The sequence below is a fragment of the Streptomyces sp. MUM 203J genome (assembly GCF_022414595.1).
In the GTDB taxonomy this organism is placed as follows: domain Bacteria; phylum Actinomycetota; class Actinomycetes; order Streptomycetales; family Streptomycetaceae; genus Streptomyces.
Window position 1 is genome coordinate 1 of record NZ_JADWYO010000094.1, and the last position, 13,496, is coordinate 13,496.

8 protein-coding genes are annotated in these 13,496 nt (G+C 73.5%); all 8 read right to left on the reverse strand.

Features of this window, described 5'->3' with window-relative positions; genetic code table 11:
• Nucleotides 1–625 precede the first annotated feature (625 nt).
• On the reverse strand, nt 626–1,780 hold the full coding sequence (gene ispG, locus I3F58_RS27985) for a flavodoxin-dependent (E)-4-hydroxy-3-methylbut-2-enyl-diphosphate synthase (RefSeq protein ID WP_240111504.1): 1,155 nt from the start codon (nt 1,778–1,780) through the stop codon (nt 626–628).
• Nucleotides 1,781–1,966: 186 nt separating this feature from the next.
• On the reverse strand, nt 1,967–3,268 hold the full coding sequence (locus I3F58_RS27990) for an RIP metalloprotease (RefSeq protein WP_240111505.1): 1,302 nt from the start codon (nt 3,266–3,268) through the stop codon (nt 1,967–1,969).
• The gene (gene dxr / locus I3F58_RS27995; RefSeq protein ID WP_240111506.1) at nt 3,265–4,527 is read right to left on the reverse strand and encodes a 1-deoxy-D-xylulose-5-phosphate reductoisomerase; all 1,263 of its coding nucleotides are present in this window, start codon (nt 4,525–4,527) and stop codon (nt 3,265–3,267) included. The genes I3F58_RS27990 and dxr overlap by 4 nt, the downstream gene beginning before the upstream one ends.
• A gap of 121 nt (nt 4,528–4,648) precedes the next feature.
• The gene (locus I3F58_RS28000) at nt 4,649–6,586 is read right to left on the reverse strand and encodes an acyl-CoA dehydrogenase family protein (protein WP_240111507.1); all 1,938 of its coding nucleotides are present in this window, start codon (nt 6,584–6,586) and stop codon (nt 4,649–4,651) included.
• Nucleotides 6,587–6,761: 175 nt separating this feature from the next.
• Entirely contained in the window at nt 6,762–8,207 is a 1,446-nt protein-coding gene (locus tag I3F58_RS28005; RefSeq protein WP_240111508.1) for an aldehyde dehydrogenase family protein, read from the reverse strand.
• A 220-nt stretch (nt 8,208–8,427) separates the two neighbouring features.
• Entirely contained in the window at nt 8,428–9,378 is a 951-nt protein-coding gene (locus I3F58_RS28010) for an EamA family transporter (protein WP_240111509.1), read from the reverse strand.
• 115 nt (nt 9,379–9,493) lie between these two features.
• A complete protein-coding gene (locus tag I3F58_RS28015; RefSeq protein ID WP_240111510.1) occupies nt 9,494–11,053 on the reverse strand; it encodes a PucR family transcriptional regulator in 1,560 nt (519 codons plus the stop codon).
• Between the two features lie 210 nt (nt 11,054–11,263).
• Entirely contained in the window at nt 11,264–13,447 is a 2,184-nt protein-coding gene (locus I3F58_RS28020; protein WP_374208052.1) for an ATP/GTP-binding protein, read from the reverse strand.
• Nucleotides 13,448–13,496 lie beyond the last annotated feature (49 nt).

Below are 13,496 nucleotides of genomic sequence, written 5' to 3' on the forward strand. Positions count from 1 at the left end.
GCTCGTGAGTGGCCCCGCGGCACGGCGGGGCCCGATCACCTCCGCCAGGCCCCGGCTGCGCTCGGGCAGGAGGCGGCCCCGCCGCTGCGGGGCCGGCTTCCTCCGTGCGCCCGCCCCGGCGAGGCGACCGCACGCCGGCAGGGCCGGATCGGAGCACGTGCCGGCGCAGGGGTTTCCCCGCCAGGGCCCGCCGTGTCCGGCACGGATGGCGTCCCCGGACGCCGTGCGGGCCGCTGCACGCGCTGCCGGCGGAGGCGCGGGGCCATGGTGCCGGACGGGATCGAGCGGGCGCGGGAGACGGGCCGCGGGGACCCGCCGCCTGGAGCCGCCGCTGTCGGCGCGGCGGCGCAGGAGGACGGCGGCCGGGACGCCGCGGACCGGGAGCGGTGCGCCTTCTCGCCGCGGCGAGATGCGTGGGGCCGGGCGTCGGCTGTGCCTCGCTGCGGGCCTGCGTCCCGTATGCGGGCCCCCTGCCTCAAGTGCTCGGGAGAGGGGGGCGGGGACGGCGGAACGGCGCCGTGATCCGAACGCCCTGTGTCCCCGTTCCGGCCCGCGCCCCGTGCGCCGCGCTGCCGGACACGCGCAGGCCCCGCCACACGGGGCGGGGCCTGCGCGTTGCGAGCGGTCAGCTCACCGAGACCTCGGGTTCGCCCGAGAGGACGCCCTCGGCCTCCATCTGGGCGGCGATCTTCATCGCCTCCTCGATCAGCGTCTCGACGATCTTCGATTCCGGAACCGTCTTGATGACCTCGCCCTTCACGAAGATCTGGCCCTTGCCGTTGCCGGAGGCCACGCCCAGGTCGGCCTCGCGGGCCTCACCGGGGCCGTTGACGACGCAGCCCATGACGGCGACGCGCAGCGGCACCTCCATGCCCTCCAGGCCCGCCGAGACCTGGTCGGCCAGCTTGTAGACGTCGACCTGGGCGCGCCCGCAGGACGGGCAGGAGACGATCTCCAGGCGGCGCTGGCGCAGGTTCAGCGACTCCAGGATCTGGATGCCGACCTTGACCTCCTCCGCGGGCGGGGCCGACAGGGAGACGCGGATCGTGTCACCGATGCCCTCGCTCAGCAGCGCCCCGAACGCGACCGCCGACTTGATCGTGCCCTGGAAGGCCGGGCCCGCCTCGGTGACGCCGAGGTGCAGCGGGTAGTCGCACTGCGCGGCGAGCTGCCGGTAGGCGTTGACCATGACGACCGGGTCGTTGTGCTTGACCGAGATCTTGATGTCGCGGAAGTCGTGCTCCTCGAAGAGCGACGCCTCCCACAGCGCGGACTCGACCAGCGCCTCGGGCGTGGCCTTGCCGTACTTCTCCAGCAGCCGCTTGTCGAGGGATCCGGCGTTGACACCGATGCGGATCGGCGTGCCGTGGTCCTTCGCCGCCTTGGCGATCTCCTTGACCTGGTCGTCGAACTTCTTGATGTTGCCCGGGTTGACGCGGACCGCCGCGCACCCGGCCTCGATCGCCGCGAACACGTACTTCGGCTGGAAGTGGATGTCCGCGATGACGGGGATCTGGGACTTCTTCGCGATGATCGGCAGCGCGTCGGCGTCGTCCTGCGTCGGGCAGGCCACACGGACGATCTGGCAGCCGGACGCGGTCAGCTCCGCGATCTGCTGGAGCGTGGCGCCGATGTCGGAGGTCCGGGTGGTGGTCATGGACTGCACCGACACGGGCGCGTCTCCGCCGACGGCCACGGACCCGACCTGGATCCTGCGGCTGACGCGGCGGTCGGCCAGCTTGGTCGGAACGGACGGGATACCGAGAGAAATCGCGGTCATCAGCTGTGCAACCCCAAGGTGTGGATCGACGATCGAGGTCCCGATATCGGCGGGCTCCAGGCCTCCGAGATTACAGGTGCGGCGCTCCCGGACTCACATCGCGCTGGTGTGCGCCACTCGATGGGAGCGGCCGGGCACACCAGTGCGCCCGGCCGCGTGTTCGTGGTGATGGGGAGTGACGGGTGGTTACGAGATCTTCACCGGGTTCACGATGTCGGCCAGCACGACCAGCAGCGTGAAGCAGATGAAGAGCCCCGCGACGACGTACGCGACCGGCATGAGCTTCGCGACGTCGAACGGGCCCGGGTCGGGCCGCCGCAGCACCTTCGCCGTGTTCCGGCGGACGGACTCCCACAGCGCGCCCGCGATGTGCCCTCCGTCCAGCGGGAGCAGCGGAAGCATGTTGAAGAGGAACAGCGAGAGGTTGAACATGGCGAGCAGGAGCATGAACGTCGCGACGATGTTCTGCGTCGGCATGTCGAGGTTCATCACCTCGCCGCTGAGGCGGGCGGCGCCGACGATGCCCACCGGGGAGTCGGCCTTGCGCTCGCCGTCCCCGAAGGTCGCGTCCCACAGGTCGGGGATCTTGGACGGGAGCTTGACGACGGCGGTGGCACCGTCCTCGATCATGTCGCCCATGCGGTCCACGGACTCACCGAGGCCGAGCGGGACGATCTCGGTCCTGGAGGCGAAGCCGAGGTAGCCGGCCTCCACGAACTCGCCCGGGACGACCTCGCCGTCGGCGTCCTTCGCGGCCACCGTGTTCTTGGCGAGGGTCGGGTGCAGGTCGACCTGTTCGCCGCCGCGCTGGACGGTGAGGGTGGCCGGGCCGATGGTGTCGCGGATCCTGGCGGACAGGGTGTTCCAGTCGCCTACCGGTTCGCCGTTGAAGGCGACGATCCTGTCGCCCTCCTTCAGTCCCGCGGCGTGAGCCGGGGACACCGCGTCGCCCTGGGCGCAGGTGTCGCGCTCGGCGCTCTGCGGGATGATGCACTTCTGAACGCCCGCGACCTCGGTGGTCTGGGTGGCGAAGCCGAAGCTCATGGCGACGCCGAGGAAGATCGCGACCGCGAGAACCAGGTTCATGAAGGGGCCCGCGAACATCACGATGACGCGCTTCCACGGCTTGCGCGTGTAGAAGAGCCGCTTCTCGTCGCCGGGCTGGAGCTCCTCGTACGCCGCCGAGCGGGCGTCCTCGATCATGCCGCGGAACGGGGACGTGGAGCGGGCCTCGATCCGGCCGTCGTCGCCGGGCGGGAACATGCCGATCATCCGGATGTAGCCGCCCATCGGGACGGCCTTGATCCCGTACTCGGTCTCGCCCTTCTTCCGGGACCAGAGGGTGGGGCCGAAGCCGACCATGTACTGCGGCACACGGATGCCGAAGAGCTTGGCCGTGGAGAGGTGGCCGAGTTCGTGCCAGGCGATGGAGATGAGCAGCCCGAGGGCGAACAGGGCGATGCCGAGGACTGTCAGCAGGACCGTCATGCGCGTACCTCCACCGTCGTCTTCGCGGCTTCGGCCGCCCGTTCGCGAGCCCGGGCGCGGGCCCAGGTCTCCGCTTCCAAGACGTCCGTCACCGTCAGTGAAGTTCCCGGGGCGGGGGTTCCGTGTGCGCCGACGACCTCGGTGACGGTGTCCATGATGGCGTTGAAGGGCAGGGCGCCCCTGAGGAACGCGTCGACGCACTCCTCGTTCGCGGCGTTGAACACCGCCGGGGCGGTCCCGCCGAGTTCGCCGACGTGCCGGGCGAGCGCGACGGACGGGAAGGCCTCGTCGTCGAGCGGGAAGAACTCCCAGGCGGAGGCCTGCGACCAGTCGAAGGCGGGGGCCGCGTCCGCGACCCGGTGCGGCCAGCCGAGGCCGATGGCGATGGGGCCGCGCATGTCCGGCGGGGTGGCCTGGGCGAGCGTGGAACCGTCGGTGAACTCCACCATCGAGTGCACGTACGACTGGGGGTGGACGACGACCTCGATGCGGTCGAAGGGGATGTCGTACAGCAGGTGCGCCTCGATGACCTCCAGGCCCTTGTTCACGAGGGTGGCGCTGTTGACGGTGATGACCGGGCCCATGGCCCACGTGGGGTGGGCGAGGGCGTCCTCCACGGTGACGGTGGCGAGTTCCGCCTTCGTACGGCCGCGGAAGGGGCCGCCGGACGCGGTGACGACCAGTTTGCGGACGTCGGCGCGGGTGCCCGCGGCGAGCGCCTGGAACAGCGCGGCGTGCTCCGAGTCGACCGGGATGATCTGGCCCGGCTTGGCCAGCGCCTTCACCAGCGGGCCGCCGACGATGAGCGACTCCTTGTTGGCGAGGGCGAGGGTGCGGCCCGCCTCCAGGGCGGCGAGGGTCGGGGCGAGGCCGATGGAGCCGGTGATGCCGTTGAGGACGGTGTGGCAGTCGGAGGCGGCGAGCTGCGCGGCGGCGTCGGGGCCGGCCAGGATCTCGGGGAGCGGCTCGGAGCCGTAGAGCGCGGTGAGCGCCTCGCGCAGCGCGGGCACGGCGTCCTCGCGGGCCACGGCGACCGTGCGCACCTTCAGCCGGTGCGCCTGCTCCGCGAGGAGGCCGGCCCGGCCGCCGGCGGCGGAGAGCGCGGTGACCCGGAAGCGGTCGGGGTTGCGCAGCACCAGGTCGATGGCCTGGGTGCCGATGGACCCGGTGGAGCCGAGGACCACGATGTCCCGGCGGCCTTCGGCCGGATCGAAGGCGATGTGCGGATCTGCGAGTGGGGCGGGGGCGCTGTCGCTCATGGTCCCCATTCTTGCGGCATCCGGCGCGTGCGGGTGACCACGGGGGTCTTTCCCCGTCCCGCCCGTTCCCGCGACCTGGTCCGTGCCACTGGTCGCGGGAGGAGCGGGGCGGGGAAGGGCCCTAACGGATCGGGCGGTGGACGTTCGGGCGGTTCGTGGGGCCCGGCGTCGCGTCAGCGATCCAGGGGCCCTCGCCGGTGGGGTCGAGGATGCCCTCCTCCAGCCAGGTGTAGCGTCCTGCCAGGACGCCCTTGACGACACGGCGGTCCAGGTCGTCGGTGTTGGCCCACAGGCGGCCGAACAGCTCCTCCGCCCGCAGCCGGGACTGGCGGCAGAAGGCGTCGGCCAGTTCGTACGCGGCGCGGCCGTTCTCGCCCCGAGAGCGGAGGAGTTCGGCGCGGACGCACGCGGCGCTCATGGCGAACAGCTCGGCGCCGATGTCGACGATCCGGCCGAGGAAGCCCTGTTTGGTCTCCATCCGGCCCTGCCAGCGGGACATGGCGTAGAAGGTGGAGCGCGCGAGTCTGCGGGAGGTTCGTTCGACGTACCGGAGGTGCCGGGCGAGGTCGGGGTGGCCGGACGGGTGGAAGTCGCCGTACGCGCCGGGGACCTGGCCGCGGCCGGCCGCGAGTCTCGGGAGCCAGCGCGCGTAGAAGGCCGTGGCGTGGGCGCCCGCCTTCGCCTTGTCGCCCAGGGACTTGTCGGGGTCGATGAGGTCCCCGGCGACGCTCAGGTGCGCGTCGACGGCCTCGCGGGCGATCATCAGGTGCATGATCTCCGTCGAGCCCTCGAAGATGCGGTTGATCCTCAGGTCGCGCAGGAGCTGCTCGGCGGGGACGGGGCGTTCGCCGCGGGCGGCGAGGGACTCGGCGGTCTCGTAGCCCCGGCCGCCGCGGATCTGGACCAGTTCGTCGGCCATCAGCCAGGCCGCCTCGGAGCCGTACAGCTTGGCGAGGGCGGCTTCGATGCGGATGTCGTTGCGGTCCTCGTCGGCCATCTGGCTGGAGAGGTCGACGAGGGCTTCGAGGGCGAAGGTGGTGGCGGCGATGAAGGAGATCTTGGCGCCCACGGCCTCGTGCTCGGCGACCGGCTTGCCCCACTGTTCGCGGACCGCGCTCCACTCGCGGGCGATCTTGAGACACCACTTGCCGGCGCCCGCGCAGGCGGCGGGCAGGGAGAGTCTGCCGGTGTTGAGCGTGGTGAGCGCGATCTTCAGACCGGCGCCCTCGGGGCCGATGCGGTTGGCGGCGGGGACGCGGACCCGGTGGAAGCGGGTGACGCCGTTCTCCAGGCCGCGCAGGCCCATGAAGGCGTTGCGGTTCTCGACCGTGACGCCCTCGGAGGCGGCCTCGACGACGAACGCGGTGATGCCGCCCCTGTGGCCCTCCGACCGGGGCACGCGGGCCATGACGACGAGGAGGTCCGCGACGACGCCGTTGGTGGTCCACAGTTTGACGCCGTCGATCACGTAGTCGTCGCCGTCGGGGACGGCTGTGGTGGCGAGACGGGCCGGATCGGAGCCGACGTCGGGCTCGGTGAGCAGGAAGGCGCTGACGTCGGTGCGGGCCAGGCGGGGCAGGAACGCGTCCTTCTGCTCCTGGGTGCCGAAGAGCTTCAGGGGCTGCGGTACGCCGATCGACTGATGCGCGGACAGCAGGGCACCCACCGCGGGGTTGACGGAGCCCACGAGGGCGAGGGCCTTGTTGTAGTACACCTGGGTGAGGCCGAGCCCGCCGTACCGGGTGTCGATCTTCATGCCGAAGGCGCCGATCTCCTTCAGGCCGTCGACGACGGCGTCGGGGATGCGGGCCTCGCGTTCGATGAGCGCGCCGTCGATCTTCGTCTCGCAGAAGTCGCGGAGCTTGGCCAGGAACTCCTCGCCCCGCTGGGTGTCCTCGGGGCCGGGGAGGGGATGCGGGTGGATGAGGTCGAGGCGGAAGCGGCCGAGGAACAGCTCCTTGGCGAAGCTGGGCTTCTGCCATTCCTGCTCACGTGCGGCCTCCGCGACCTCGCGGGCCTCGCGCTCGGAGACTTTGGGCTGCTGGTGGGGGCCGGACATGGGGGCTCACCTCGCCGTGTGTCGGGGGCGGCCGGCCGGTCGTCCTACCGGTCGGTGCTACCCATCCGTATTACCCGATGACCGTCGGTACGAAAAGACGGCCGGTGCCCCCGCACAGTGGGCACCGGCCGCCGGATCGTGAGCCGTACGAGTGGTGTACGGCGGCTCGCGCGGCTTACAGGGCGAGGCCCGTGAGAACCAGCACCCGCTCGTAGGTGTAGTCGTCCATCGCGTAGCGGACACCCTCACGGCCGACGCCGGACTGCTTGGCACCGCCGTACGGCATCTGGTCGGCGCGGTAGGAGGGGACGTCGCCGATGATCACGCCGCCGACCTCCAGGGCGCGGTGGGCGCGGAAAGCGGTCTTCATGTCGTGGGTGAAGACGCCGGACTGGAGGCCGAACTTGGAGTTGTTGACCTCCGCGAAGGCCTCCTCCTCGCTGTCCGCCCGGTGGAGGGTGAGGACGGGACCGAAGACCTCCTCGCAGGCGAGGGTGGAGTCGGCCGGGATGTCGGCCAGCACGGTCGGGGCGTAGCTGGCGCCCTCGCGGCTGCCGCCGGTGAGCAGCTTCGCGCCGCCCTTGACGGCCTCGTCCACCCAGTTCTCGACACGCTTGGCGGCGTCCTCGCTGACCAGGGGGCCGACGTCGGTGGCTTCGTCGGACGGGTCCCCGGTGCCCTGCGCCTCGACGGCGGCGACGATCTTCGGGACGAGCCGGTCGTAGACCGACGTGTCCGCGATGACCCGCTGCACGGAGATGCAGGACTGGCCGCCCTGGTAGTTGGAGAAGGTGGCGACGCGGCTGGCGGCCCAGTCCAGGTCCTCCTCGGAGGCCCAGTCGGAGAGGATCACGGCCGCGGCGTTGCCGCCGAGTTCCAGGGTGCAGTGCTTGTGCGGCACGGACCGCTGGATGGCGTAGCCGACCTTGTCGGAGCCGGTGAAGGAGATGACCGGGAGGCGTTCGTCCTGGACGAGGGCGGGCATCCGGTCGTTCGGCACCGGCAGCACCGACCAGGAGCCGGCCGGCAGGTCGGTCTCGGCCAGCAGTTCGCCCAGGACCAGGGCGGACAGCGGGGTGGCCGGGGCGGGCTTCAGGATGATGGGCGCGCCGACGGCGATGGCCGGGGCGACCTTGTGGGCGCACAGGTTCAGCGGGAAGTTGAACGGCGCGATGCCCAGGACGACGCCCTTGGGGAAGCGGCGGGTCAGGGCGAGGCGGCCCGTGCCGCCGGCGTCGGTGTCGAGGCGCTGGGCGTCGCCGCCGTTGAAGCGGCGGGCCTCCTCGGCGGCGAAGCGGAACACGGAGACGGCGCGGCCGACCTCGCCGCGGGCCCACTTGACCGGCTTGCCGTTCTCGGCGGAGATCAGCTGGGCGATCTCCTCGGAGCGCTCCGCGAGCCGCTTGGACACGTGGTCGAGGGCGGCGGCCCGGACGTGGGCGGGCGTGGCGGCGAACTCGTCGAGGACGGCGTGCGCGGCGGCCACGGCCTCTTCGACCTGGGCCTCGGTGGGCACGCTGACCTGTCCGACGAGACGGCCGTCCCAGGGGGAGGTGACGTCGAAGGTGGCGTCGCCGGTGGCCTGGCGGCCGGCGAGCCAGAAGGCGTGGGTGGCGGTCATCGCGATCCCGGCCCTTCCGAGTAGGAGGTGTGCGTGTGCGCTTGGTGCTCTGCTGACACGGTAGGCCGGAAGACCCGGGTCGGGGCTTGTCCGCGGTGGAGTGGTCGTGTCGCCGGGTCCGCCGGTTCGGCAGATACGGGGAGGCCGGGTACCGGGAGCCCGGGAAACGGGGGAGGCTGTCCCGGCGAGCGGGGCTTCGGGGTGCTCCACGCCCGGACGCTCAGGTGCGGCGCTCGGTGCTGACGATGAGGCACACCCCGGCCACGACGACCGTGCCGCCGAGCACGAGGGGCCAGGTGACGGCCTCGCCCAGGACCAGCGCGCCGAGCAGGACGGCGACGACCGGGTTGACGTAGGCGTAGGTGGCGACGAGCGACAGCGGGGCGGTCTGCAGGAGCCAGGCGTACGCGGTGAAGGCGATCAGCGAGCCGAAGAGGATCAGGTACGCGAGAGCCGTCCACGAACGGGCCGACACGGCGGCCGGGTCGAAGCCGTGGTGTTCCCCCCGGGCCAGTCCGACGAGCAGGCAGCCGAGTCCGCCGGCCGCCATCTCGTAGGCGCTGGCCGTGAACGGGTTGCGGGGCAGCGGGATGCGGGACGACGAGAAGGACCCGACGGACCACAGGACGGTCCCGAGGAGCACCAGCAGCACCCCGCCGGGCCGGACGTCCCCGCTGAGGCCGGGGAGCGTGAGGACGGCGAGCCCCGCGAGACCGAGGAGGACGCCGAGGTACGCACCAAGGCCGGGGCGCTCCCCGGACGCGGTGCGCAGCAGGACGACCCAGGCGGGGACGGCCGCGACGAGCAGTGCGGCCAGCCCGGACGGCACGGAGGTCTCCGCCAGGACGACCAGGCCGTTTCCGCCGAGGAGCAGCAGCAGGCCGACGAGCGCGGCGGAGCCGAGCTGGGCACGGGTCACCCTGAGCACGGCGGGACCCTGCCGCCAGGCGAGGAACGCGGCCAGCAGGAGCCCGGCGACGGCGAACCGGACTCCGGCGGAGAGGAACGGAGGCATGGTCTCGACGACCACGCGGATGCCGAGGTAGGTGGAGCCCCAGACGGCGTACACGATCGCGAGGGCGCCCCAGACGGCGCCGCCGATCCGGCGGCGGGCAGCGGGTGGCGGCGAGCCGGGCGAAGCGGACACCGACTCGACGGCAGGGGTTGTCATGAACGGGAGAGTAGAGATCACTCGACCCGAACACCAAAGAATCTGCCCGGATCCGGGCAGATTCCGGGAAGTCGAGCCGGTTACGGGCCCGGGTTCATGGGGCCCTGCCCCCGTGTCACGCGGGCCGCTCCCCCGTGGCCTTCAGAGCGAGCCACAACTCCATACGGACGTCCGGGTCGTCGAGGGAGCGGCCCAGGATCTCCTCCACGCGCCGCATCCGGTAGCGCAGGGTGTGCCGGTGGACTCCCAGGTCCGCCGCCGCGGCGTCCCACTGCCCGTGCCGGGACAGCCACGCGCGCAGGGACGCGACAAGGTCCCCGCGCCCGGTCGCGTCATGCTCGTACAGGGCCCGCAGCATGCCGTCCGCGAAGGCCCGTACGGCGTCGTCCGCGAGGAGCGGCAGCAGGGAGCCCGCGGCCAGGTCCTCGTGCTCCACCAGGGCGCGGCCCCGGCGGCGGGCCACCGACAGGGCCTGCTCGGCCTGCTTGTAGGCACCCGCGGCGGCTATGGGGCCGGTCGGGGCGGACAGCCCCAGGTAGCCGCCGGCCTCGTCGGCCTCCTTCTCCCCGTACGCCGCGCACGCGCCCACCACGGCTCCCCCGTCGGCGGCCACGACCACGAGCCGGTCGTCGCCCTCCGGCACCGTCAGCACCGCCTCGCCCGCGCGGGCGGCAGCCGCCTCCAGAACCTCGGCCAGCCTGGTGAGCGGCGGCTCGGCCCCGGCTTCCGGGTCACCGCCCGCCGCCTCCGCGATCAGCAGCCGGAACGGGGCGTCCAGCAGCCCGCCGTACAGGTCGCCCGCGACCGTGCGCGCGTGTTCGGGCTGGCCGGCCAGCATCATGCGCAGCACCGCCGCGCCGAGCCGCTGCTCGGCGGCCTGGAGCGAGCGGGACCGCTCGGTCGTCAGGGTCAGCAGGGCGATCGCGGAGTGGACGGCGTACCGCTCCGCCGTGCCCAGCGGCGCGCCCGTGCCGACGGCGAGCGCGCCCCGGACCCGCCGCCCCGTACCGAGCGACTGCAGTTCGACCCTGTCCTCCGTACCGCCCACCACGGCGCTCGCCGGGGCGGCCCGTTCCCGCAGCCGCTGCACGTCCGGGGCCAGCCGGGCCGCCCTCCTGGCCGCCCAGTCGGGTGCGGCGGTCACCACGGCGCCGGACGCGTCGTACAGCGCGGCCCACCCGTCGACGTGTGCGGCCAGCCGGGCGACGACGGCGTCCGGCCCCTCCGCGAGGGCTGCCCGCGTCATCTCCCGCTGCGCCTCGAACCCCGCTGTGACGGCCCGGTACTGGTCGGCGGCGAGGGCGGCCGAGACGGCCTTGGAGATGGCGAGGAACGGGGTGCGGCGCGGGACCTCCAGCAGCGGCATGTCCGCGTCGCGGGCGGCGTCCAGCAGGGCTCCCGGGAGCGCGTCGTAGTTCACGCCCACGGCGAAGCCGACGCCGATGACGCCCGCGTCCGCGAGCCGCCGCACATAACGGCGCATCGCCTCCGCGTCCTCCGCGTCGAGCGTCATGGCTGTGGTGAGCAGCAGCTCGCCGCCCTCCATGTACGGGACGGGGTCGGCCAGCTCGCTGACGTGCGCCCAGCGGACGGGCGTGTCGAGGCGGTCCTCACCGGCGCGGACGGTGAGCTTCAGCGCGGAGTGCTGGACGAGGGAGGCGAGGGTGAGCGGCATGCGGGCCTTCTGGCGGGGTTTTGCGCCGTCCCGTATGAACGCCGCGCTTCGATTCTGCCACCTCGTACGACTGGGGCGGGGCTTCCCCTCGCCTCCCCCTTCCCGGACCGGTGCTCCGCCCCGCACCGCGGGACCGGCCCGCCCTCGGACACCCGCCGGGCAGGGACGGGCCCGGGAGCGGCAGGCGGCGCCCCGGCCGCGGGCGACCGGTCAGCCCCGCAGGTCCACCAGCAGCGGCGGCGCGTGCTCGCCCTCCACGGACGTGAGGGACAGGACCGCGTGCCCGGCGGGCACTTCGTGTGAGAGGTCCGACGCGGACCAGCGCTGGCGCTCCACCTCGCGGACGGTGACCGCCTGCGCGGTCGGTCCCCGGCCGGTGACCAGGCGGCGCATGGCGTGCAGGAACCGGGTGAACGGCTCGTCCGCGACGATCTGGCGGTCGGTCACGTCCCGGGTCTGCACCCACTCCGTCCCCCACAGTTCCGCGAACCGCCCGCCGTCCCAGGGGGCGAGGCCCGCGAAGGCCATGCGGCAGCCGACCGCGCCCAGCAGCGGGCCGCGCAGGGCCTCTGGCACGTCCTCCAGGGTGCGCAGCGCGAGGACCACGCCCGCATGGGCGGACCGCAGCCGCTGGACGCCCCGGACGGCGTCGGCACTCACCGTGTCGGTGGCGTCGTCCAGGACGAGGCAGGCGAACAGGGACCGGTCCGCGCGGTTCAGCGCGGCGTCCGTGAACTGGGCAAGCAGCAGCCGGGCCACGATCCGGGACGCCTCGGCGTGCCCGCGCTCCGGCAGGTCGACGCGGACCCGCAGGGGGTGCTCGATGGCCCGCAGGGAGAACGCGCGCCCGCCGCTCCCGGTGCGGAAGAAGTCCGCGAAGGCCGGGCGGTCCAGGAAGGCGACGCGCTCCGCGAGCAGCACGGCCACGTCGTCGCCCCGCTCGGCCTGCCGGGCCCGGGCGTCCAGGTCGCGCAGCACCGCGGGGTCCCCGGCGACGGCGGCGCGCAGCTTCACGAGGGCGTCGGGGGCGCCGCCGAGCAGTTCCCGCAGCTCGGGGACGCCCGGGAAGTGCCCGTACGCGGCCCGGTACGGCCCGATGAGCTGGGCCAGGGCGGTGACGGCGCGGCGGCTGTCGGGCAGCAGGTCACCGACCAGGGCCTCCGCGAGGAGCCGGGCGGCCTCGTCGGGGTCCTCGGCCCCGCCGTACAGGTCGAGGTCGTGCCGGGTGTCGGGCGCGCCGACCGCGATGACGGCGTCGAACATGTCGTCGGGGGCGAGGCCGCTGTTCCGCGCGGTGACGACGACGACCGCGGCGCGGCCCGCGAGTGCCTGGAGGCACAGCGATTCGGTGACGGGCCGGACGAGCCGCGCGGTCTTGCCGGAACCGGCGGGGCCGACGGCGAGGAGGGACGTGCCGAGCAGCCCGGGTTCCAGGGCGACGCCGGTGGTGCGGCGGCCGTAGGGGTTGCGGGGATGGTCGGCGGCGGCGCCGATGCGGACCTGACCGGTCAGCAGGTCGTGGGTGGCGGTGCGGGCGGGCAGGTCGCGGACGCCGGAGGGATGCGCGCAGGCGGCGGCGCCGTGCTCCCGTACGGCGTCGGCGAACGCGGCGAGCCGGGCGGGGTGGGCGCGCACGCCCTGCCAGGCGCGGCGGATCCGGGCGTAGTCGACGTCCCCGAGGGCGCCGCTGCGGGTGGCCTCGGCCAGCCGGGCGGCGGCCTCGGACATTCCGGCGTCCCGCAGTTCGGGCCATTCCGCCGGGTCGGCGCCGGGCTCGTCGGGCCGCTCCGGACGTCCGGCCCGCGCGGCGTCGCCGCGGCGGCGGGTGAGGGCGCGCCACCGTCCCGCGCCGCCGACCACGGCGACGACGGCGACCACCAGGGCCGCGTAGTAGAAGTTCGAGAACCAGGTGAGCCACCATTCCCGGTCGCGCGGGATCTCCCGCCAGACCCCCGGCAGCAGCACGAACAGCGGCCATACGGGCGCCCCGTAACGCCGCCAGACCTCGTGCCAGTTGCCGACCCGTCCCATGCCGACGGCGATGAGGCCCAGCACGAGCCCGTAGTAGAGGTAGGTGAGGATGACGAAGAAGGCGTACTGCTCGTGGTGGGCGTTGCGCCACTCGGCCGGAAGCACCCAGAACAGCGGCTGGAGCCACCAGTCGGCCTTGAAGATCCAGCCGAACTGGAGGTAGCCGTTCCAGAGCAGCGACCAGAACAGCCAGCCGCAGAGGTACGCGATGACCGCGCCGCTCAGCAACTGGCGGGCGGGCACCCGCTCGGGCTCCTCGGCGGGCCGTGGCCGGTGCCCGAACCGCCACACCCCGGGATCCGCCGTGGGCCGGGGGGTGCGCAGCCACTCCACGACGGGCACCAGGGCTCCCTCGCCGCGCACCGCTCCCCGGGGGGCGTGCCGGGGCGGCGGCGGGGCCGCGGGCCGCGCG

Coding starts and splice junctions, on each gene's coding strand:
- ispG (WP_240111504.1), bottom strand. CDS start 1,780: ATGACCGCGATTTCTCTCGGTATCCCGTCCGTTCCGACCAAGCTGGCC.
- I3F58_RS27990 (WP_240111505.1), bottom strand. CDS start 3,268: ATGACGGTCCTGCTGACAGTCCTCGGCATCGCCCTGTTCGCCCTCGGG.
- dxr (WP_240111506.1), bottom strand. CDS start 4,527: ATGAGCGACAGCGCCCCCGCCCCACTCGCAGATCCGCACATCGCCTTC.
- I3F58_RS28000 (WP_240111507.1), bottom strand. CDS start 6,586: ATGTCCGGCCCCCACCAGCAGCCCAAAGTCTCCGAGCGCGAGGCCCGC.
- I3F58_RS28005 (WP_240111508.1), bottom strand. CDS start 8,207: ATGACCGCCACCCACGCCTTCTGGCTCGCCGGCCGCCAGGCCACCGGC.
- I3F58_RS28010 (WP_240111509.1), bottom strand. CDS start 9,378: ATGACAACCCCTGCCGTCGAGTCGGTGTCCGCTTCGCCCGGCTCGCCG.
- I3F58_RS28015 (WP_240111510.1), bottom strand. CDS start 11,053: ATGCCGCTCACCCTCGCCTCCCTCGTCCAGCACTCCGCGCTGAAGCTC.